The sequence below is a fragment of the Microbacterium salsuginis genome (assembly GCF_012524205.1).
GTDB lineage: Bacteria > Actinomycetota > Actinomycetes > Actinomycetales > Microbacteriaceae > Microbacterium > Microbacterium salsuginis.
In genome coordinates this window covers 639,049-659,559 of the sequence record NZ_JABACI010000001.1, presented here as the reverse complement: position 1 = coordinate 659,559, position 20,511 = coordinate 639,049, and the positions used below count along the sequence as shown (strand labels likewise).

Genomic DNA, 20,511 nt, shown 5'->3' with positions numbered 1-20,511 from the left:
AAGTCGAGGGGATGGGAGCCGGTTCTGCTGCGGCGGTCGGGCGTCAGGCGGTCTGCTTCTCCACAGTGAGGCAGAGGCTTTTCGACGCGGTGACCCGATTGGGCAATCGCCAGCGTAGCATGCCGGGCTGTGCGCACGTCGACCTCTGCACCGCGAGGGTGCGGGGACGGGTCGTCCCTGCACCCTCGCGAGAGCGATTGCTGATCAGTCCAGGCCGTTCTCGGCCAGCCAGTCGGTCGCGATGTCCTCGGCGGAGCGCTCGTCGACGGTCGACTGCACGTTCAGCGCGACGAGACCCTCGGGGGTGAGGGCTGCACTGACGGCGTTGATGACATCGGCGATCTCGTCGGCGATGTCGGCGTTCACGACCGGCACCACGTTGGAGGCGAGGAAGAGCCCCTCCGGGTCTTCCAGCGTGACGAGGTCCTCGGTCTCGATGCGCGGGTCGGCGCTGTAGACGTTCGCCACCTGGATGTTGCCGGCGACGAGCTCGTCGACCGTGGTGTCGGCAGTCGCCTCGAATGCGACGGTGACACCGTAGACCTCCTCGAGGCCGGTCGGACCGTACGGGCGCTCCTCGAGCTCCGGGGCGCCGCCGAGCACCAGTCCTTCGATACCGGCGAGGTCGCCGATCGAGGTGAGGCCGTTCTGCTCGGCGAACTCGGCCGTGACGTTGTACGAGTCCTGGTCGGTGGCCGTCGACTGCTCGAGCACCGCGAGGCCCTCCGGGAGCGCCTCCTGAAGGGCGGCGTAGACGTCTTCGGAGGTGGTGGCGGTCGCGTCCTCATCGAAGTACTGCAGCAGGTTGCCGGTGTACTCGGGGAAGAGGTCGATCGAGCCGTCTTCGATGTCGGGCATGTAGACATCCCGCTGGCCGATGTTGAACTGGCGGTCGACCTCGAAGCCGGCCCCCTCGAGCGCCTGTGCATAGATCTCGGCGATGATCTCGTTCGAGTAGTAGGCCTGCGAGCCGATGACGATGGTCGACGAATCGCCGGTCTCGCCGCCGGGGTCGCCGCCCTGGAGCGGGTCGCTCGAGGCGCAGCCGGCGAGTGCCAGCGCTGCGACGGCGGTCGCGCTCAGCGCGAGCGACAGTCGTGTGCGTGTGGTGAGCATTTCGGATCCTCCGGTGTTGGGGTGGGGGTCAGGTGAACGAATCTGCGACGACGACGGGAGTGCGCGTGCTGGCCGTCAGGCGAACGCGTGGGCCGTCGGTGCGCGGGACGGCGAACCGAGCGAGGAGAGCGAAGATCCCATCGAGCACGAGGGCCAGCGCTACGACGATGATCGAGGCGCCCAAGACCTCGGGGAAGTCTCTCGTGTTAATGCCCTGGATCATGAAAAAGCCGAGTCCGCCGAGACCGACGTAGGCCGCGATGGTGACCGTCGCGACCACTTGCAGCGTGGCCGAACGGAATCCGCCGATGAGAAGAGAGAGTCCAAGAGGCACCTCTATCTTGAAGAGGATCTGCCACTCGGTCATTCCCATCGCACGCCCCGCGTCGATGACGGAACGATCGATGGCCTCGATGCCGGCGTACGCGCCGGCGAGGATCGAGGGGATTGCGAGCAGCACGAAGGCGACTATCGCCGCCTCCGTTTTGAGCGTCACGCCGATGAGCATCACGAGCAGAGTGACCAGACCGAGTGCGGGCAGCGCTCGAGCGGCGCCCGACAAGAACACCGCGATCTCGCGTCCGCGGCCGGTGTGCCCGATGAGCCAGCCGACGGGAACCGCGATCACGGCGGCGATGACGACGGAAAAGAATGTGAAGGCCAGATGCTGCAGGATCGCCTCGGGAAGAGGCAGCGATCCGGTCAGCCGCTCGGGGGAGAAGATCCACGCCAGAGCATCGGCGAAGATGTTCACGCGGTCACCGCCCTGGGCTGGCGCGCCGGCCGGACTTGCGTCTGCCGCACCCACGGCATGAGTGCGCGCCCGAGCAGGATCAGGAGCAGGTCGATGACCAGGGCGATGAGCACGACGGCGACGACGCCGGCGAGCACCTCGGCCAAGATGCGGCGCTGGTATCCATTGGTGAACAGGTAGCCCAAGTTCTGGACGCCAACCAGAACCCCCACCGTGGCGAGCGAGATCGTGGAGACTGCGGTCACACGCAGCCCCGAAAGGATCACGGGTCCGGCGAGCGGAAAATCGACGGTCCAGAACCGTCGCCACGGTCCGTAGCCGACCGCGATCGCGGCGCCCCGTGCTGTCTCTTCGACGGACGCAAGGCCTTCCGTGACGGACCGGGTCATGATCGCGACGGCGTAGATCGCGAGCGCGATGATGAGTGTGAGCTCTGCCCGGAGCGGGATGCCGATGACGGTGGCGACAAGGGGGAGCAGTGCAAAGGAAGGGATCGTGAAGAGGAGCCCCACGACCGCGAGCACGGGTCCCCGCAGCTTCGTGTAACGGAACGCTGCCCAGCCGATCGGCAGCGAGACGAGGAACCCCAGCACGATCGCGATGCTGCTCTGACGGAGGTGGTCCACCGTCAGCCCGCCGATCAGATCGAGGTTGTCGAGGACCCAGTTCACGCGGTGTCCTCGACGAGCACGCCCTGCGTACGCCCGACGCCGTCGACCAGCACGATTCCGTGGGCCGTCTGCTTGCGGTGCAGAGCCCGGGCGCCCCGTTCAGCGCCGATGAACTCCGCGACGAAGGCGCTCGCCGGGTTCTCGATGATCTCGCTCGGCGAGCCGACCTGGGCGATGCGCGCGCCCTTCTCGAGGATCACGACCTGGTCGCCCAGCAGGAACGCCTCGTCGATGTCGTGCGTGACGAAGACCACGGTCTTGTCGAGCTCCTCCTGAAGGCGCAGCGTCTCGGTCTGCAGCTCTTTGCGCACGATCGGATCGACGGCGCCGAACGGCTCGTCCATCAGGAGGATGTTGGGATCGACCGCGAGTGCGCGGGCGACGCCGACGCGCTGCTGCTGCCCGCCCGACAGCTGGCTCGGGTAGCGCGGGGCGAGCCCGCGGTCGAGGCCCACGACATCCATCAACTCGAGAGCGCGCTGGCGAGCCCGGGCGCGCGGCACGCCCGAGAGGACCGGAACGGTGGCGATGTTGTCGACCACCGAGAAGTGGGGCAGCAGTCCGGCGTTCTGCAGCACGTAGCCGATGCCCCGTCGAAGCTTGACCGGGTCGCGATCGGCGATGGGCTCGTCGTCGATCGTGATCTGGCCGCTCGTGGGCTCGACGAGCCGGTTGATCATGCGCAGGAGCGTCGTCTTGCCGCACCCGGACGAGCCGACGAAGACTGTCGTCTTGTGGGCGGGGATGACGAGGCTGAAATCGTCGACAGCGAGCGTTCCGTCGCCGAATCGCTTCGAGACCGCCCGGAATTCGATCGCCATGCTGTCCTTTCGGCGGGATTCCAGAAAACCACAGGTCGCCGACATCGGGCCGGAATCGACGCATCGTGACGCCCCTGAGATGGTTCGTGGCAGTCCGCGTGACGGACTGCGAGCGCCGCCCTCGGGATCCATCCGTCCCGCTACCGTGGGCGTATGAGCACTCGCGAGTACGACCTCGTCGTCATCGGAGCTGGCCCCGTCGGTGAGAACGTCGCCGACAGAGCAGTGCAGGGAGGTCTGTCGGTCGCGATCGTCGAGAGCGAGCTCGTCGGGGGCGAATGCTCGTACTGGGCGTGCATGCCGTCCAAGGCCCTGCTGCGAGCCGGGTCCGCGCTTCGCGCCGCGCGCGATGTCGGCGGCGCGGCGCAAGCGGTGACCGGCCAGGTCGATGTCGCGGCCACGCTGAAGCGGCGCGATGCGATCGTGCACGAGTGGAATGACGCATCGCAGGTCGAGTGGCTCCAGTCCGCGGGGATCGATCTGGTGCGCGGCCACGGCCGGCTCTCGGGGGAGCGGCAGGTCACGGTGACCGACGCCGACGGACGCGCGACGGTCCTGGTCGCCCGGCACGCGGTCGCCGTGAGCACCGGCACCGCCGCGCTTCTTCCGGACATCCCGGGCCTTCGCGATGCCCGGCCCTGGACGAGCCGCGAGGCGACGGGCGTGCGCGACGTGCCGGCATCCCTCGCCATCCTGGGCGGCGGCGTCGTGGGCAGCGAGATGGCGACGCTCTTCGCCTCGTTCGGCACCGCTGTGACCGTGATCGCCCGTTCGGGACTGCTGGGCGGTGTCGAGGCGTTCGCGGGTGAGGCCGTCAAGCAGGCGTTGACGGATGCCGGAGCCGACGTCCGTACGGGCGTCGAGGTCGAAAGCGTCGAGCGCATCGCCTCGGGCGATGTGGTGCTGTCATTGTCGGACGGATCCGAAGTGCGCGCGGCCGAGTTGCTCGTGGCGACCGGACGGGTGCCGCGCAGCCAGGACCTCGGCGTCGACGCGGTCGGCCTCGAGCCTGGTGCGTGGCTCGATGTCGACGACACACTGCGTGTACGCGGCTTCGACTGGCTCTACGCCGTCGGTGACGTCAACCATCGGGTACTGCTCACCCACCAAGGCAAATACCAGGCGCGGGCCGCGGGGGATGTCATCGCGGCACGGGCGCTCGGCCGGGCGGTCGACGAAGCGCCGTGGGGCGCCCACGTCGCCACGGCGGATCACTCCGCGGTGCCGCAAGTGGTGTTCACCGACCCCGAGGTGGCGGCGGTGGGCCACACCGAGGCGTCCGCCCGCGCCGCCGGTATCGGCATCCGCGTCCTCGACTACGACCTGTCGTGGGTCGCCGGGGCGAGCACGCACGCCGATCACTACCGCGGCCAGGCGCGCGCGATCGTCGACGAGGAGCGCCGGGTGCTGATCGGTGCCACTTTCGTCGGACCTGACGTCGCCGAGCTGCTGCACGCCGCGACCATCGCGATCGTCGGCGAGGTGCCGATCGACCGGCTGTGGCACGCCGTGCCCTCGTACCCGACGCTCAGCGAGGTCTGGCTGCGCTGGCTCGAAGCCTGGGGTCGCTGATCTGCGTCACGGGCTGGTCCGGCGACCCACGGCATCACGCTGCGGATCGGCCGGTGAGCTTGCCCCGCTCGGCCCGCGTGAGCGGCGGGATCGACGCGAGCAGGCGCTTGGTGTAGTCCTGCTGAGGGTCGTCGAAGATCTCCGCGACGTCGCCGGTCTCGACCTGCTCGCCCTGGTACATCACGAGCACGCGGTGCGCGAGATTTCGCACCACCGAGAGATCATGCGAGATGAACAGGATGCCGAGTCCCAGCCGGTCCTGGATGTCGGTGAGCAGATCCACGACCTGCGCCTGGATGGTCACATCCAGGGCCGAGACGGGCTCGTCGCAGACGAGGATGTCGGGATCGCGCATGAGCGATCGCGCGATGCCGATGCGCTGCCGCTGCCCACCGGAGAACTGGTGGGGGAATCGGTGCATCATGTCGGGCTTCATTCCGACCAGCTCGAGGAGATCCGCCACCCGATCCCGGCGTGAGGAGGGTGTTCCGGTCCTCGTCACCGTGAGCGGCTCGGCGATGACGTCGCGCACGCGCATGCGAGGGTCGAGCGACGTGTACGGATCCTGGAAGATCATCTGGATGCCCGGCTGCGACGGCGGACGCGGACCGCGCGCTCGACGTGTGATGTCCTGGCCGCGATAAAGGACCTGACCCTCGTCAGCGCTCTCGAGGCCCACGATCATCCGGGCGAGCGTCGACTTGCCGCTGCCGGACTCTCCGACTATCCCGAGCGTCTCGCCGGGTCGGAGCACGAGGTCGATGCCGTCCACCGCGACGACGGCGCGTCGCGCGAGCGCGTGCCCGGTCCGGAACCGCCGTCGCAGCCCCGTGACCTGGAGGATCGTGTCGTCGGTGGGTTCGAGTGCGGGCTCGGGTTCACTGAGCACGCGTGCCGGCTCGGGATGCGGCGCCGAGGCCAGCAGAGTGCGGGTATAAGGCTTCTCGGGGTTGGAGAAGACGCGATCGGCGTCGCCCGCCTCCACGATGCTTCCATCGCGCATGACGATGACACGGTCCGCGACCTCGGCCACGACGCCGATGTCGTGTGTGATGAGGAGAACGGCCATGTCGAGCCGCTCGCGCAGATCGTGCAGGAGCCGCAGGATCTGCGCCTGCACGGTCACGTCGAGCGCCGTCGTCGGCTCGTCCGCGATGAGCAGGTCGGGTTCCAGCGCGATGGCCATGGCGATGAGGATCCGCTGCCGCATTCCGCCGGAGAACTGATGGGGGTAGTCGTCGATGCGGGTCAGCGGCGATGAGATGCCGACGAGATCCAGCAGGTCGATCGCGCGAGCCCTCGCCTGGCGGCGGCCCATTCTCCGGTGCACGCGGAAGACCTCGCCGATCTGGTCGCCGATCGTCAGCACGGGGTTCAGGGCCGACAGCGCGTCCTGCATGACCATGCTCATCCGCTCCCCACGCAGGCGTCGTCTGCCCTCTTCGTCGAGATCCAGCAGTGCGATGTCGTCCAGGCGCATCTCGGCCGCGGCGATGACAGCCGCGGGATCCTGCACCCCCATGATGGCGCGCGCAGTGACGGTCTTTCCTGACCCGGACTCGCCCAGAAGCGCCACCAGCTCACCCGGCCGCACGTCGATGTCGATGTCGCTCACGGCGCGTGTATAGCCGTCCTGCGACTGGAACCCGACCTCGAGACCGCGCACGGTCAGGATGGGTGAGCGTTGAGCGGTGTCTGTCTCCACTGCTCCATTGTGCACCCACGCGAGCGCCGAAATGTTACATGTATGTAAAGAAAGTCGCCGGATCTGCTCACCGAAGTTGACATACATGCCGGATCGGCGAGAAGGTCTACACCAACCCGACGCGAGTATCCAATGTCTCGTTGCGTCGGGGGAGCCCGTTTCCACGAAGGGAGAAGCCCGTGCTCGAATCTGCCGAGCGATACACCGGTTACACCGCCTACGAGTACCTCGAGGCTGGCGTCGACTACCGCGCGTTCGAATACGCCAAGCAGATCGGCCGGGTGCCCGCGTACGCGGGTCTCGAGCTGACTGCCTCTCAGGCCGAGCGCGCCGAGCGACTGCTACGCGAAGAGACGGTGATCTCGCTCCACGAGCACGTCCAGGTGTTTCCCGAGAACATGGATCACCTCAGGGACCACATCCGCCAGGGCCGCGAACCCACGGGCTACGCAGGGCTGGCACGCTCGGGTCTGACCGCCGTCTTCGACAACGGCATGGACGGCACCTGCTGCATCTCCAGCGACGCCGGCTGGAAGTACCAGGACGTGCTCTTCGACCTCGGCGTGCGCATGGCCGACCTCGCCCACCAGGACTTCGTCATCAAGGGTGAGTCCTTGAAAGACATCAAGTACGCGAAAGATACCGGTCGCATTGCCCACATCTTCGCTCTCGAAGCGGCGACCATGATCGAGAACGAGGTCGACCGGCTCGACGTCCTCTATGGGTTCGGCGTGCGCCAGATGGGCATCGCGTACTCCGAGGCCAACACTCTGGGCAGCGGGCTCAAGGAGCGCGGAGACGGGGGATTGACTTACTTCGGCGAGCGAGCGGTCGCGCGCATGAACAAGCTCGGCATCGCGATCGACATATCGCACTCCGGCGACCGCACCTGCGTGGATGTCATCAAAGCTTCGACCAAGCCGGTGTTCATCACGCACGCCGGAGCGCGGACGGTCTGGCCGACCAACCGCATGAAGACGGACGAGACGATCGTCGAGTGCGCGAATCGGGGCGGGGTGATCGGCATCGAGGCTGCGCCTCACACGACGCTGTCACCGGCGCATCCCCGCCACTCGCTGGAGTCGGTCATGGACCACTTCGTCTATTGCGTCGACCTCGTGGGCATCGAGCACGTGAGCTTCGGCCCGGACACTCTCTTCGGCGACCATGTCGGCCTGCACCATGCGTTCGCAGCGCAGCTGTCACTGGGCCAGGCTCACGGGCAGGTCGAATTCGACGAGGTGCCTTACGTCGACGGGGTGGAGAACCCCGCTGAAGCGATGGGCAACATCATCGGCTGGCTGGTCAAGCACGACTATTCCGACGACGAGATCCGCGCCGTCGTCGGGGGCAACACGATGCGGGTCCTAGAGGAGGTATGGGTGTGAAACGTCACAGCAGATACGCCGTTCTCGGCGCCGCAGCCGCACTGGTCGCTCTCGCCTTGAGTGCCTGCGCCCCGCAGGCGCCCGAGGCAGCGAGCACCGGTTCGCCCGAAGCGGGCCAGGACACCTTGACGATCGCGACGACGACGGACGTCGTCAACTACAACCCGCTGATCGGCAACAGTCGCAGCGACTACTGGATCACCAACCTGATGTATCCGCATCTGCTGAGCATCGGCGACGACGGCTCGAAGGAGGCCCAGCTGGCCGTCGAGTGGGGCTATGTCGACGACACGACAGGGTTCTACGAGATCCGCGACGATCTGACCTGGAGCGACGGTGAGCCGCTGACCGCCGAGGACGTCGCCTTCACGATGAACGCCGTCAAGCGGGATGCCCCTGCCGGAACCTTCTACGGTCAGCTCGGCAACTTCGAGTCGGCCGAGGCCGTCTCCGACACGCGCGTAGAGATCACACTCACGCAGCCGGACTCCTCCATCGTCGAGGAGATCGGCTTCTGGGGCAACGTGGTGCCGCAGCACGTGTTCGAGCCGGCCGGTTCGGTCGCCGAGTTCGCCAACGACGGGTCGGACGGCGGATGGGTCAGCGCGGGTCCGTTCCTGCTGACGGACGTGCAGGTGGGCCAGTCCTACACGATGGAGCGCGTCGAGGACTATCCGCTCGTCGAGGGTGGCACGCCGATTCCCGCGAAGATCGTCTATCGCGTCTTCCCCGACGTGAACACCGAGATCCTGGCGCTGCAGAGCGGCGAGGTCGACGTGATCGCGAACTCGCTCCCGCCGTCACAGGTGCAGCAGCTGCAGAACGCCGAGGGCATCGAGGTCATGGAGGTCACCGGGCTGGGATATGCGCACATGACGTACAACATGCAGAATCCCGATCTCGCCAAGACGGAGGTGCGTCAGGCGCTCGCCCACGCGGCGGATTACGAGGCGATTCGCGACGTCGTCCTGCAGGGGCAGGCGGTCTCGACCGGTTCCAGTCCGCTGATGCCAGTGCTTTCGAAGTACTACGACGCATCCGTTTCGGAGTACGAGTACGACCCGGAGCTCTCACGCGAACTGATGCGGGAAGCCGGCTACACCGAGGGCGCCGACGGCATGTTCCCCGTGTCGTTCCGCCTGATCTACTCGCTCCAGGACCCTGTCACCAGCCAGTGGGCTCAGCTTGTGAAGGATGGGGCGGCAGAGGCCGGCATCCCGATCGAACTGCAGGGCATGGAGCGCAACACGTATCTCGCCAGGACGAACGAGGGCGACTACGACATCTACGCCGGCAACTTCGCGATCATGGACGACCCGGTGACGAACTTCACCCTGTCGTACCTGCCCGACGGAGCGATCAACTACACCTTCGTCGACGACCCTGAGCTGAATGCGCTCATCGCCGAGGCCTCGGCCACGTTCGACGAGGACGCGAAGATCGAGCTCATGCGGGAAGCGGCGAAGATCGTCCACGACGAGGTCTACGACAACGTGATGTACACGCAGAACCTCTACGTCGCTTACAGCTCGGATTGGGAGGGATTCATCTCCAAGCCCAGTGAGTTGCTGTCGATCGTCAATCCGGTCTCACTCGCCAGCGCCCGCAAGGTCTCCGAGTAAGCCCAAGGAGGGCCTCGCGCGTGTCCATCGCTCTGTTCATCCTGCGGCGTCTTGCCCGGGGAGTGTTCACGATCCTGTTCGCCGTGACCGTGACCTTCCTGCTGCTTCGACTGCTGCCGGGTGACCCCGCTCTCGCCGTGGCGAGTCCGAACATGACCGATCAGGCGCGCGAGGCCCTCCTTACCCAGTACGGACTGGATCGGCCGCTGTTCATCCAGTACTTCCTGTACCTCGGCCAGTTGCTTCAGGGCAATCTCGGCACGTCGTTCACCCAGTCGATCCCCGTGGTCGACGTGCTCATGCAGCGCCTGCCCTGGACCCTCCTGCTCACCGTCACCTCGCTCGTGTTGACGATCGTGATCGGCATACCGCTGGGCGTTCTCGCGGCCTCCCACAAGCACCGGTTCCTGGACCGGCTCGTACAGGTATTCGGGGTCACCGGACAGTCCCTGTTCGTGCCGTCGGTGGGCATCGTGCTGCTCTTCGTCTTCGGGCTGAACCTTCGGTGGTTCCCGATCGGCGGCGCCTACGACGAGGGCGCGTACGGCATGCAGTGGTACGGCTCGGTGCTGTCGCACCTGGTGCTTCCGGCCATCTCACTGACGCTCATCCAGCTCGGCTCGTACGTGCTGACCATGCGCGCGACGCTGATCGAGGCGTTGGGGGAGGACTACATCACCCTGGCGAAGGCGAAGGGCGTTCCACCGCGGACCATCCTGTGGAAGCACGCGGTGCGCAACGCGATGCTTCCGGCGATCACGTTGATCGGGTTGCAGCTCGGGTTCGTCGTCGGTGGCGCGGTGCTCACCGAGACGGTCTTCGCCTACCCCGGCATCGGCCGGGGCATCTACGAAGCCGTCACACAGCTGGACTTCCCGGTGCTGCAGGGTGCCTTCCTGCTGCTGGCCGTGACGGTCGTGATCGCGAACATGCTCACCGACATCGCCTATGGATTCCTCGACCCGAGAGTGCGGACCTCATGACCTCTCCCATTCCCGAGAGCGAGCTCGCGCCGGTCCTGGTCGACCCTGCGGCCGAGGACGGCCGTCGCGCGAGCCGCCAGACCTGGCTCGCGTTCCGCCGACAACCGCTGGGCATGATCTCGCTGGCCATTCTTGCGCTACTGATCCTGGTTGCGGTGATCGCGCCCCTGCTCGCGCCGTATCCGGCCAGCTACGGAACCGAGGTTCTGAGCCCGCCGAGCGCCGCTCACTGGTTCGGGACGGACTCGCTCGGCCGCGACGTGTACGCCGAGGTGATCTGGGGAACACAGCAGTCGGTCCTCGTCGCGCTGGCCGCCTCTGCGATCGCGATCGTGTTCGGAACGCTCGTCGCCGTGATCGGCGCTTATGTTCCGAAACTGGATGCCGTCGTCAGCGTCGTGGTCGATCTCACGCTCTCGCTGCCCGTGCTGCCCCTGATGATCCTGGTGGCGGCGCTGGTCGGGCCGAGCACGACGACGATCATCCTGGTGGTCGCGGCCTTCTCATGGCCGGAGGTCACGCGCCTTGTGCGTTCGCAGGCGCTCGCGGTGGTGAAGCTCCCGTACATCGACGCCGCGCGCCTCATGACGCGCCGGTCGTCCTGGATACTCGGGCGGCATGTCATCCCAGCGGTCACACCTGTCATCGTCGTGTCGGTCGTGGTGACTGCCTCGCGTGCCGTCCTCTCGGCAGCGGGACTGGCCTTCCTCGGCCTCGGCGATCCGACGACATGGTCGTGGGGCCGCATCCTTTACGAGGCGCAGCAATCAGGCGCGATGGTGAGCGCCTGGTGGCTCACGCTCTTCCCATCGCTGGCGATCCTCGCCCTCGTCCTGTCCGCGACACTGCTCTCCATCGCCTACAACGACGCACGTAACCCGAGGAGTCATGAACGCTGACACTGCACCGACGCTGTTCTCGCAGCGCTTGAGTCCCGACGTGTACGACCGCATCCAAGCCCGCGTGCGCGGCCGGATCGACGATGCCGGCTTCGACGGGATCTTGACCGATGACCCTGAGGACGTGTCGTACCTGACCGGCTTCTTCCATCATCCGGGCGAGCGGCCGGTGGCGGCCTACCTGGACGGCGAGCGTGCCCTCCTGATGGTGCCCGTACTGGAACGCCAGCACGCCGAGGAGCAGCACGCGCGGGCCGACATCGTCACCTACGCCGAGTACCCCGGCGTGGAGAATCCGTTCATGGCGCTCGCGCGGGCCATACCGGCCGCCGCCCGCCTGGGCGTGACGACGCTGGTGACCCAGCATCGTCTGGCGATGATGTCGCGCGCATTGCCCGATGCGGTTTTCGTCCCGACCGAGGTTGTCACGCTCGCTCGATACGTGAAACTGCCTGAAGAAGTCGCGCTGCACCGAGAGGCTGCCCGCATCACCGACCTCATGCTCGAGGCCGGCCTCGCACTGATCAGCGACGCGATCGCGGCCGGAGGAGAGCTGCCCTCCGAGGCTGAGCTCGCGTCGCACGTCGGCGGGGTGGGGGTCGGCCGCATGTACGCCGAGCATCGCGACGTCGTCGTCATCTCCTTCATGGCGGGCGGGTTGGTATACGCGGGCGCCAACTCCGCGATCCCGCACGGGTTGCCGTCGTCGTACCGGCTGCGGCCCGGCGACACGTTCATGCTTTCGCTCGGTGCCGCCGTCGGCGGCCGCTTCGTGGAGGGGGAGCGGACGTTCGTGCTCGGCGAGCCGACCGCGGAGCAGCGCCGGTATCACGACACGATCCGACTCGCTCAAGCCGTCGGCTCCGACGCGATCGCGCCGGGTGTGCGGTGCGCCGACAGCAACGCGCGCTGCCTCGATGTGATCCGAGAGGCCGGCTTCAGTCAGTACCTGCGTCATCGTCAGGGTCACGGCATCGGCCTCGGGATGCACGAGCCGCCGTGGCTCGAAGACGGAGATCCCACTCCGCTGGAGACAGGGATGATCGTCTCCAACGAGCCGGGCATCTACATCCCCGGCCACGCCGGTTATCGCATCAGCGACAGCATGCTCGTGACCCCGACGGGGTCCGAGCCGCTCACCAGTTTTCCGCGGTCGCTCGACGACTGCGTCGTGTCCTTCTGACCCATTCATCGAGAGGAGCCATCATGGCCCAGGACACCGTCTCGCCCGAGTTCGCGCGCGCCACCAGTACCGCGCAGCGCGTGCGCATCAACGACAACGAACTCGCCGTCGAGGTGCTGGGGCCCGAGGGGGCGCCGGTCATCATCACGCATCACGGTGCACCGGGGCTTGGCTCTCGTGCGGAACCACGTGCGAGCTTTGGGCGACTCGCCGACGAGTATCGCGTCGTGGTGTTCGATGCGCGCGGGAGCGGCGAGAGCGAAGGCTCGGGCGTTTTCAGCCACGAGCAGTGGGCAGCGGACATTGACGGGCTGCGTGAGTGGGTCGGAGCCGACTCGATCGCCATGGCGGGCGGGTCCTATGGCGGCTTCATGGCGATGGAGTATGCCATCCGCTACCCCCAGCGCGTGCGCGCACTGGTGCTTCGCGACACGTCTCCGGACAACTCGAACGCCCACTTGGCGCGCGAGAATGCGCTCGCAAGCGATCGCGTCACGATCGACATGGACAAATTCGACCGCATCGACGAGGGTCGCGTTCGCGACAATGAAGATCTCAAGGACTGCTGGCGCGAGATCCTTCCCCTCTACGACTTCGTCTACGACCCTGAGGCGACGGAAAGAAAGGTCCAGGCCACGCCTTACCGGTACGAGGCTCACAACTACGCCTTCTCGGTCAACCTGCCCGCCTATGACGTGAAGCCCCAGTTGCCCTCGATCGCCGTGCCGACACTCGTCACGGTAGGACGCACGGACTGGATCACGCCGGTATCGTGCAGTGAGACCATCGTGGAACTGATCCCCGGCGCACGGCTCACGATCTTCGAGGAGTCGGGACACTCGCCCCAGATCGAGCAGGCGGAGGAATGGACGAGTACGGTGAGAGGCTTCCTGAACGAGGTCTATCCGCCGAACGCGCGCGTATGACGGACAGCGCTCTCGACAGGCTCACCGACCTCGACAAGCGCATCATCGTCGCGCTACAACGCGACGGCCGCGCGAGCTGGCGCGCGATCGCCGAGGCGGTCTCGGCACCCGTTTCGACGGTGTCGCGCCGCGGTCAGCAGCTCATCGCCGAAGGCGTCGCGCGGATCGTCGCGGTGCCGGCGCTGGACGCTGACGGCCCGCATGCGCAGTTCTTCGTACGGATCAACTGCGCGCCCGGCACCCAGATGGCGGTCGCAGAACAGCTCATCCGCGATCCCGATGTACGCTTCTGCACCGTCGTGACGGGAAGCTACGACATCATGGCCGAACTCGTGGTGCGCGGCGGAGCCACGCACTATCCGCAGTTGGCCGTCGCCCTCCAGCCGATCGCGGGCGTGGAACGCTGGCGCAGTGACCTCGTCATGCACGTGTACAAAGTGAGCTTCGACTGGGGACGCCAGCTGTACGAGGAGCTCGTCGGGCCGTCGGAGGAGGCCGGGAGGCCGCATGCCGGGGAGCCTGAGACGTGCTCGCCCGATCACTTCGACCAGGCCGATCGCGACATCTTGGCGATGCTGAAAGAGGACGGTCGCGAAACCTTCCAGCGGATCGCCGATCGTCTGGGTCTCAACGAGTCGAGCGTGCGACGCCGCTTCGAGCGGTTACGGGCCTCGCGGTGCGTCGACATCGTCACGCTGGTGCAATCGGCGGCGCTGGGAATGGGGGCTGAGACCTTCCTCACCGTCAAGGTGAGTCCGGACCGCATCGATGCGGTCGCTCAGGAGCTGGCGCGCTATCCGTTCGTGAGGTATTTGGCGGCACTCCTGGATGACAACGCCCTCCTGTGCGAGGTGATCACCACCTCTGTCGACGATCTCTTCCGCTTCGTGACCGATTCGCTGGCGCACCTGGAGGGCGTGGAAGGGTGGACGGCCAACATGGAGCTCCTCTTCCTCAAGCGCGGATTCGTTGAAACGCCTTGGTGGCGGGCGCAGGTCGGAATGGCGTGATCGCCGACAGCACGCCTGCCGTCACGCCGGCGGCGCCGGATACGGGCGCTCCTTCAGCACGGTGGCCAGGTGCGCCGCGTTGCGCGCGAGGGTGGAGATGGTCGAAGCGACCTTCTCGGGTGTGCCTGGCAGGTCTTTGTAGTCGGTCGTCTGCATCGCCTCGCCGTTCCAATACACGCCGCCCTGGGACGGGATGCTGAAGCCGACATCGCCGAGCGCCTGGTACAGATCGGCTGTGATGGCGTGCGCGCCGTCCTCGTTGCCGAGCACGACGGTGACCGCGACCTTGCCGGCGAGGATCGCACGGCCCTCGGCATCCGTCTCCGAAAGCTCGGCATCGAGGCGCTCGAGCACTCGCTGAGCGACGCTGGACATGTGACCCATCCAGGTCGGCGTGGCGAAGACCAGGATGTCGGCTGCCATGACCTTGTCTCGGAGCTGCGGCCACTGGTCTCCGCCGCCCATGTCGGCCCTCACTCCCGGTTTCACGTCGAAGTCCACGACCCGCATCTGCTCGCCGGTGGCGCCGTGGCCGGCGAGTTCATCGAGAACCTGCTGTGCCATCAGCTCGCAGCTGGAGGCGTCGGGCGACGGCTTCAAAGTGCAGTTGAGGGCGAGTGCGCGGAGCATGGCAGTCCTTCCGTGTGCGAATGCTCCGCACGCTACGCAGTGATGGCGAGACGCGACACGGGCTTGACACAGTTGACGCGCTCGCCGCGGCCGTGGCGTTCACCCATGCGCTCGACGTGGATGGGAGAATGCGCGCATGTCGACTGCCGAGCCGTTCATGCCTGTTCATCTGCCCACATCTCGCGACACCGAGGCCGCCGAGATCGACCTCGATCACGATGTCGACATCCTCGAGCCCACCGGGCATGAGCCCGACGACATGGAAGCGCCCGAGTTCCCCGCGAACGGGGTCTTCCGTCCTCCGGTGCCCGGCGACGCCCTCAGCGAGGCGGAGCTCAACGACGACCTCGCTGCGGAATGACAGGGCGGACCACACGTGAAGATCGACTTCAAGAAGGAACTCGCCGCCTACTCCGCTCGTCGGGGCGTCTTCGACGTCATCGACGTCCCGCCGCTGCGTTATCTCATGATCGACGGTCACGGTGACCCGAACACGAAGGCCTACGGGGATGCCATCTCGACCATCTTCCCGGTGGCGTACAAGCTCAAGTTCCTCAGCAAGCGGGAACTCGAGCGCGACTACGTGGTGATGCCGCTGGAAGCGCTCTGGTGGTCCGCCGACATGTCGTCGTTCACGACTGATCGCGACAAATCGCAGTGGGACTGGACCGCGCTGAACATGGTGCCCGACTGGGTCACCGACGAGCTCTTCGACCGCGCCGTCGCCGCAGCCCCGGAGGCGCCGGCGATCGAGCGGATACGGCTCGGCACCCTCGATGAGGGTCGTTGCGTGCAGACCCTCCATCTCGGGTCGTTCGACGACGAGGGGCCCGTGCTCGCCGAGATGCACGATGAGTTCATTCCGTCGCGCGGGCTGCGCATGACCGGCAAGCACCACGAGATCTACCTCAGCGACATCCGGCGCACTGATCCCGCGAAGCTGCGGACGATCCTGCGGCAGCCGGTGGCGAGTGCCGGGACCTGACAGTTCGCCGAGATCCTTGCCGAACGATATATCGCTATGTATCGTCGGGGTATCGGCAGGCACTCGTTCGAGGAGGTTCTCATGAGCGGTTTCACAGGAGATCAGTTCGGTCCGCGACACAGGGGACAGGGATCCGGTCTGCCCGGTGGCCTGTGGGAGGCGATGGATCAGCTGCGCGAGACGTTCGAGCAGAAGTTCTCGCCCCGCATGGCCCGCGGCGATGTCCGGGCGGCGGTGCTGGCGATCCTCGCCGAGAAGCCCATGCACGGCTACCAGATCATCCAAGAGATCGAGACGCGCAGCGCGGGTGCATGGAAGCCGAGCCCCGGCTCGGTGTATCCGACTCTTCAGATGCTCGCCGACGAGGGACTCATCGTCGCCGAGGAGTCCGCCGGCAAGAAGACGTACTCGCTGACCGAGGCCGGGCGTGCGGAAGCCGCCGCGGCCGAGGGCACCTCCGCTCCGTGGGAGGCGGCCGGCGCGCGGGATTCGGCTCGCGCCACGGCACTGCCGAAGGCAGGTGCCAAGCTGGCGCAGGCCACCGCCCAGGTGGCGAGCAGCGGCAGCCCCGAGCAGGTGCAGCAGGCCGTCGACGTGCTGGACGAGGCCCGTCGTAAGCTCTACTCGATCCTCGCTCAGGACTGACCGGATGCGCCTGACTCGTCGGCGCGGTCCCCTGGGGATCTAGGAGATTCGATGCCCGACGTCGGCAGTTCGCGCGCGCGCTATCGCCGCATCCTGCGCTTCGCGGCGCTCTACATGGCGCAGGCCTGGTGGTTCGAGCTCTTCCTGCCGCGCATCGGACTCTCGGGACTCGCGGCGCGGGGCCGGGCCCGCCGGCTGCGTGGCGTCGCGCGCAGCTTCCATACCCTCGCGGTATCGCTCGGCGGTCTCATGATCAAGGTCGGCCAGTACATGTCGTCACGACTGGATGTGCTGCCTCCCGAGATCACGAAAGAGCTCGAGGGCCTGCAGGACGAGGTGCCCCCCGTCGAGTTCGGCGCGATCCGTACCCTCGCCGAGTCCGAGCTCGGCGTCCCGCTCGACGTCGCCTACGAGTGGGTCGACCCGACGCCGCTCGCCGCGGCATCCCTCGGTCAGGCCCACCGTGCCCGCCTTTCGGCCGCCGACGCAGCGGAGGCCGGATTCGCGGATGTCGTCGTGAAGGTGCAGCGACCGGGGATCGACGAGATCGTCGACGTCGACCTCGCCGCGTTGCGCAAAGTGGCGCGCTGGCTCAGCCGTGTCGCGGTGGTGCGCGAGCACGTCGATCTGCCGGCGCTCATCGAGGAGTTCGCGCACACGAGCATGCTCGAGATCGACTACCTCCACGAGGCGCGCAACGCGGAACGGTTCGCCGAGAACTTCGCGGACGACGCACGCGTGACTGTTCCCGAGATCGCGTGGGAGCGCACCACGCGGCGCGTGCTGACCCTCTCGGATGTGACCGCGATCAAGATCAACGACCAGGCCGGGCTGCGCGCCGCCGGCATCGACCCGTCCGAGGTGGCCGCCGAGTTCGCCAAGGTCATGTTCGACCAGCTCTTCGTCGACGGCTTCTTCCACGCCGATCCGCATCCCGGCAACATCTTCGTCACGCCGCGGCCTGCGAGGACGGATGCTGCGGCCCGGCCGTGGACCCTGACGTTCATCGACTTCGGGATGATGGGCGAGGTGCCCGACTCGCTGCGGCAGGGTCTGCGGCAGCTGATCATCGCGGTCGCGGCGCGCAACGGCCGCCAGCTCGTCGAGAGCATCCGCGAGGTGGGACTGCTGCTGCCCTCTGCCGACACCGTCGAGCTCGAGCGAGCGATGACGGCCCTGTTCGCCCGTTTCGGAGGCATGGGCTTCGCCGAGTTGCAGAAGGTGGATCCTCGGGAGTTCCGCGACTTCGCCGTCGAGTTCGGCGATGTGGTGCGGGCGATGCCGTTCCAGTTGCCCGACAACTTCCTCCTCATCGTGCGGACGGTGTCGTTGACGTCGGGCATGTGCAGTTCGCTCGACCCGGCATTCAACATGTGGGATGCCGTCGAGCCGTACGCCGATCAGCTGCTGCGCGACGAGAGCGGCAACACGGTCAAGGCGTTCGCGCGCGAAGCGCTCTCGATCGCGGGTGTGATGGTGCGGCTGCCGCGTCGTCTGGACGACGTGGTGACGCGCATCGAAGAGGGCCGGCTCACCGTCGACACTCCCCGGCTGGATCAGCGCATCCGCGGCCTGGAGCGCATCGGGCGCCGCGTGATCTCGGCCGTCCTCTTCGCGGGACTGCTGATCGGCGGGACGGTGCTGCGTGCCGATGAGCAGGTCCTGGGCACCGTGCTGATGGTCGGATCGGTGGTTCCGCTGCTGCACGCGCTGTTCGCGGGGTGGGCCGCACGCCGCGGTCCGCTCGGCTGAGCTCGATTCCGGACCGGACACGGGGGAAATCCCCCGTCGACCTTTCGGGTCAGCGGGCTGGGGCGTGGCCGGCGGGACTCCTAGCGTCGGAGGCATGTCTTCTCCGCAGCATCCCTCTGCGTCCGCGCCCGCAGTCCGCGCCACGGGACCTGCGCCGACGATCGGCGTGCGTCGCTCCTCGCGCGGGCTGGGCCTGCCGCTGGTCGTGATCATGGGTCTGGCGGCTCTCGCGGTGCCCCGCATCATCGCCCACGACCTCGGCCTGGTGGACCCCGGGTCGCTCGCGAACACGGCTCTCGCCGTGCTGCCGCTCGTCGTCTGGGTCGTCGTCGCGATGCTCTGGTCTCGCCGCCCGCTGCTGTCGCTCTTCGTCGCGGGCGGCCTGCTGGGCGTCGCCCTCGCCCTCATTCACAACCTCTCGTGGGGTGCCGTCTTCGGCGACGACCCGCCGAGTCTCGGTGGCGCGCTGCAAGGGGTGCTCGCTCCCGGTCTCGAAGAGGCCGTGCTGCGCGGTGCGGGCACGATCAGCAGTCTCGTGACCGGCCTTGCCACCGGCGTCGTGTGCGGCTTGATCGCGTGGGGCCTGCAGGCTCTTGTGCGCGCCTCGGGTGGGCGCCTCCCGGTCTGACACGTCTCGCGGCCGTCGCCGGGAGTCTGCCGCCGGGTTGCTCCCGCTCTCTAGACTGCGACCGTGAGCCTGCGCGACGACGTACGCGCAACGGAAGCTGAGCGAGACGAGGAGCGGGGCAGATGCAACTGGGAATGGTGGGACTCGGCCGGATGGGCGCGAACATCGTGCGGCGCCTGATGCGAGACGGTCACGAATGCGTCGTCTTCGACGTGAATCCGGATGCCGTGGACACCCTCGCCGGCGAGGGTGCGGTGGGCGCGACGAGCCTGGCCGACATGGTCGCGAAGCTCGAGGCGCCGCGGGCGATCTGGCTCATGATCCCGGCCGGACTCACCGGGACGGTGGTCGACGAGGTCTCGGCCGTCCTCGATCCCGGCGACATCCTCATCGACGGCGGCAACTCCAACTATCGCGACGACGTGCGGCGCGCAGCGAAGCTCAAGGACACCGGCATCCACTACGTCGACATCGGCACGAGTGGCGGCGTCTTCGGACTCGAACGCGGTTACTGCCTCATGGTCGGCGGACCGGACGAGGCGTTCGCGCGCATCGAGCCGATTCTCAAGACGATCGCACCGGGTGGCGGCGATGTGCCGCGCACGCCGGGTCGATCCGGCGATCCGGCGCCGGAAGAGCTCGGCTACCTCCACTGCGGCCCCTCGGGCGCTGGGCACTTCGTGAAGATGGTGCACAACGGCATCGAGTACGGCGTGATGGCTGCCCTCGCCGAGGGTTTCAACATCCTCGAGCATGCCGACGCCGGCATCACGCAGGCCGAGCACTCCGCCGAGATCGCTCCGCTGGAGGAACCCGAGTTCTACCAGTTCACGATCGACACGCCGAAGGTCGCCGAGCTCTGGCGGCGTGGGTCCGTCATCTCGTCGTGGCTGCTCGACCTCACCGCGGCCGCTCTTCACGGGAACCCGACGCTCGAGGGCCTCGCCGGTCGCGTGTCGGACTCGGGCGAGGGCCGGTGGACGGTCAAGGCAGCGGTCGACACCGGCGTGCCGGCGCCGGTGCTCGCGGCATCACTCTTCGAACGGTTCGCCTCGCGCGACGAGGACCAGTTCGCGAACCAGATCCTGTCGGCGATGCGCTTGCAGTTCGGCGGGCACCAGGAGCTCCCGGCGGGCGACGTGCTCGAGGCCGGCGGTGAGAAGGCCGAGTCGTCCTCGCGCGGACAGTCCGAGACGGCGGGGGAGTAGCGGCCGCCTCACT

The 20,511-nt window shown here is 67.3% G+C and carries 20 protein-coding genes; 14 read left to right on the top strand and 6 right to left on the bottom strand.

What is annotated here, in order from left to right; translation table 11 throughout:
* Positions 1 to 204 precede the first annotated feature (204 nt).
* Genes HF576_RS03250 through HF576_RS03235 form a run of 4 tightly spaced genes read right to left on the bottom strand, consistent with a single transcriptional unit; the run spans position 205 to position 3,362 of the window.
* Positions 205 to 1,116, bottom strand: coding sequence for an ABC transporter substrate-binding protein (locus HF576_RS03250; RefSeq protein WP_168911326.1), 912 nt, complete (start codon positions 1,114 to 1,116; stop codon positions 205 to 207).
* 28 nt (positions 1,117 to 1,144) lie between these two features.
* Positions 1,145 to 1,870 (bottom strand): ABC transporter permease subunit, encoded by a 726-nt coding sequence (locus HF576_RS03245; RefSeq protein WP_168911325.1) that lies wholly within the window; start codon positions 1,868 to 1,870, stop codon positions 1,145 to 1,147.
* Entirely contained in the window at positions 1,867 to 2,541 is a 675-nt protein-coding gene (locus tag HF576_RS03240) for an ABC transporter permease subunit (RefSeq protein ID WP_168911324.1), read from the bottom strand. The genes HF576_RS03245 and HF576_RS03240 overlap by 4 nt, the downstream gene beginning before the upstream one ends.
* Positions 2,538 to 3,362, bottom strand: coding sequence for an ABC transporter ATP-binding protein (locus tag HF576_RS03235; RefSeq protein ID WP_168911323.1), 825 nt, complete (start codon positions 3,360 to 3,362; stop codon positions 2,538 to 2,540). Before HF576_RS03235 ends, HF576_RS03240 begins: the two co-directional genes overlap by 4 nt.
* Positions 3,363 to 3,515: 153 nt before the next feature.
* Here HF576_RS03235 and HF576_RS03230 point away from each other — a divergent pair, with 153 nt between their 5' ends.
* Complete coding sequence (locus tag HF576_RS03230; RefSeq protein WP_168911322.1) at positions 3,516 to 4,934, top strand: dihydrolipoyl dehydrogenase family protein; 1,419 nt, start codon at positions 3,516 to 3,518, stop codon at positions 4,932 to 4,934.
* A 34-nt stretch (positions 4,935 to 4,968) separates the two neighbouring features.
* Here HF576_RS03230 and HF576_RS03225 read toward each other — a convergent pair whose 3' ends face one another.
* Positions 4,969 to 6,639, bottom strand: coding sequence for a dipeptide ABC transporter ATP-binding protein (locus tag HF576_RS03225; RefSeq protein ID WP_205834652.1), 1,671 nt, complete (start codon positions 6,637 to 6,639; stop codon positions 4,969 to 4,971).
* Positions 6,640 to 6,818: 179 nt separating this feature from the next.
* Between HF576_RS03225 and HF576_RS03220 the strand changes: the two genes are divergently transcribed.
* Genes HF576_RS03220 through HF576_RS03190 form a run of 7 tightly spaced genes read left to right on the top strand, consistent with a single transcriptional unit; the run spans position 6,819 to position 14,650 of the window.
* A complete protein-coding gene (locus HF576_RS03220; protein ID WP_168911320.1) occupies positions 6,819 to 8,027 on the top strand; it encodes a membrane dipeptidase in 1,209 nt (402 codons plus the stop codon).
* A complete protein-coding gene (locus HF576_RS03215; RefSeq protein WP_343234156.1) occupies positions 8,024 to 9,649 on the top strand; it encodes an ABC transporter substrate-binding protein in 1,626 nt (541 codons plus the stop codon). Before HF576_RS03220 ends, HF576_RS03215 begins: the two co-directional genes overlap by 4 nt.
* A gap of 20 nt (positions 9,650 to 9,669) precedes the next feature.
* Positions 9,670 to 10,632 (top strand): ABC transporter permease subunit, encoded by a 963-nt coding sequence (locus HF576_RS03210; RefSeq protein ID WP_168911318.1) that lies wholly within the window; start codon positions 9,670 to 9,672, stop codon positions 10,630 to 10,632.
* Positions 10,629 to 11,531, top strand: a complete 903-nt coding sequence (locus tag HF576_RS03205; protein WP_168911317.1) for an ABC transporter permease — start codon at positions 10,629 to 10,631, stop codon at positions 11,529 to 11,531. The genes HF576_RS03210 and HF576_RS03205 overlap by 4 nt, the downstream gene beginning before the upstream one ends.
* Entirely contained in the window at positions 11,521 to 12,714 is a 1,194-nt protein-coding gene (locus HF576_RS03200) for a M24 family metallopeptidase (RefSeq protein WP_240948623.1), read from the top strand. The genes HF576_RS03205 and HF576_RS03200 overlap by 11 nt, the downstream gene beginning before the upstream one ends.
* Before the next feature lie 23 nt (positions 12,715 to 12,737).
* Positions 12,738 to 13,640 carry an alpha/beta fold hydrolase gene (locus HF576_RS03195; RefSeq protein ID WP_168911316.1) on the top strand — a complete coding sequence of 301 codons (903 nt, stop codon included), beginning with the start codon at positions 12,738 to 12,740 and terminating at the stop codon, positions 13,638 to 13,640.
* Positions 13,637 to 14,650 carry an Lrp/AsnC family transcriptional regulator gene (locus HF576_RS03190; RefSeq protein ID WP_168911315.1) on the top strand — a complete coding sequence of 338 codons (1,014 nt, stop codon included), beginning with the start codon at positions 13,637 to 13,639 and terminating at the stop codon, positions 14,648 to 14,650. The genes HF576_RS03195 and HF576_RS03190 overlap by 4 nt, the downstream gene beginning before the upstream one ends.
* A 21-nt stretch (positions 14,651 to 14,671) precedes the next feature.
* Here HF576_RS03190 and HF576_RS03185 read toward each other — a convergent pair whose 3' ends face one another.
* Positions 14,672 to 15,280 carry a flavodoxin family protein gene (locus tag HF576_RS03185; protein WP_168911314.1) on the bottom strand — a complete coding sequence of 203 codons (609 nt, stop codon included), beginning with the start codon at positions 15,278 to 15,280 and terminating at the stop codon, positions 14,672 to 14,674.
* Between the two features lie 136 nt (positions 15,281 to 15,416).
* On the opposite strand from HF576_RS03185, the gene HF576_RS03180 reads away from it, so the two are divergent.
* The 6 genes from HF576_RS03180 (at position 15,417) to gnd (ending at position 20,498) form a co-directional block, all read left to right on the top strand.
* The gene (locus HF576_RS03180; protein WP_168911313.1) at positions 15,417 to 15,641 is read left to right on the top strand and encodes a hypothetical protein; all 225 of its coding nucleotides are present in this window, start codon (positions 15,417 to 15,419) and stop codon (positions 15,639 to 15,641) included.
* Positions 15,642 to 15,656: 15 nt separating this feature from the next.
* Positions 15,657 to 16,265, top strand: a complete 609-nt coding sequence (locus tag HF576_RS03175) for a GyrI-like domain-containing protein (RefSeq protein ID WP_168911312.1) — start codon at positions 15,657 to 15,659, stop codon at positions 16,263 to 16,265.
* Between the two features lie 81 nt (positions 16,266 to 16,346).
* Entirely contained in the window at positions 16,347 to 16,910 is a 564-nt protein-coding gene (locus HF576_RS03170) for a PadR family transcriptional regulator (RefSeq protein WP_168911311.1), read from the top strand.
* A 51-nt stretch (positions 16,911 to 16,961) separates the two neighbouring features.
* On the top strand, positions 16,962 to 18,662 hold the full coding sequence (locus HF576_RS03165) for an ABC1 kinase family protein (protein ID WP_168911310.1): 1,701 nt from the start codon (positions 16,962 to 16,964) through the stop codon (positions 18,660 to 18,662).
* 94 nt (positions 18,663 to 18,756) lie between these two features.
* Positions 18,757 to 19,290, top strand: coding sequence for a hypothetical protein (locus HF576_RS03160; protein WP_205834650.1), 534 nt, complete (start codon positions 18,757 to 18,759; stop codon positions 19,288 to 19,290).
* A 122-nt stretch (positions 19,291 to 19,412) separates the two neighbouring features.
* Entirely contained in the window at positions 19,413 to 20,498 is a 1,086-nt protein-coding gene (gene gnd / locus HF576_RS03155; RefSeq protein WP_168911309.1) for a phosphogluconate dehydrogenase (NAD(+)-dependent, decarboxylating), read from the top strand.
* The last annotated feature ends 13 nt before the right edge of the window (positions 20,499 to 20,511 follow it).

Excerpts from the sequence above, each read along its gene's own strand:
- HF576_RS03250 (WP_168911326.1), bottom strand. The coding sequence starts at position 1,116 with ATGCTCACCACACGCACACGACTGTCGCTCGCGCTGAGCGCGACCGCC.
- HF576_RS03235 (WP_168911323.1), bottom strand. The coding sequence starts at position 3,362 with ATGGCGATCGAATTCCGGGCGGTCTCGAAGCGATTCGGCGACGGAACG.
- HF576_RS03230 (WP_168911322.1), top strand. The coding sequence starts at position 3,516 with ATGAGCACTCGCGAGTACGACCTCGTCGTCATCGGAGCTGGCCCCGTC.
- HF576_RS03205 (WP_168911317.1), top strand. The coding sequence starts at position 10,629 with ATGACCTCTCCCATTCCCGAGAGCGAGCTCGCGCCGGTCCTGGTCGAC.
- HF576_RS03200 (WP_240948623.1), top strand. The coding sequence starts at position 11,521 with ATGAACGCTGACACTGCACCGACGCTGTTCTCGCAGCGCTTGAGTCCC.
- HF576_RS03195 (WP_168911316.1), top strand. The coding sequence starts at position 12,738 with ATGGCCCAGGACACCGTCTCGCCCGAGTTCGCGCGCGCCACCAGTACC.
- HF576_RS03190 (WP_168911315.1), top strand. The coding sequence starts at position 13,637 with ATGACGGACAGCGCTCTCGACAGGCTCACCGACCTCGACAAGCGCATC.
- HF576_RS03185 (WP_168911314.1), bottom strand. The coding sequence starts at position 15,280 with ATGCTCCGCGCACTCGCCCTCAACTGCACTTTGAAGCCGTCGCCCGAC.
- HF576_RS03180 (WP_168911313.1), top strand. The coding sequence starts at position 15,417 with ATGTCGACTGCCGAGCCGTTCATGCCTGTTCATCTGCCCACATCTCGC.
- HF576_RS03170 (WP_168911311.1), top strand. The coding sequence starts at position 16,347 with ATGAGCGGTTTCACAGGAGATCAGTTCGGTCCGCGACACAGGGGACAG.
- HF576_RS03165 (WP_168911310.1), top strand. The coding sequence starts at position 16,962 with ATGCCCGACGTCGGCAGTTCGCGCGCGCGCTATCGCCGCATCCTGCGC.
- HF576_RS03160 (WP_205834650.1), top strand. The coding sequence starts at position 18,757 with ATGTCTTCTCCGCAGCATCCCTCTGCGTCCGCGCCCGCAGTCCGCGCC.
- gnd (WP_168911309.1), top strand. The coding sequence starts at position 19,413 with ATGCAACTGGGAATGGTGGGACTCGGCCGGATGGGCGCGAACATCGTG.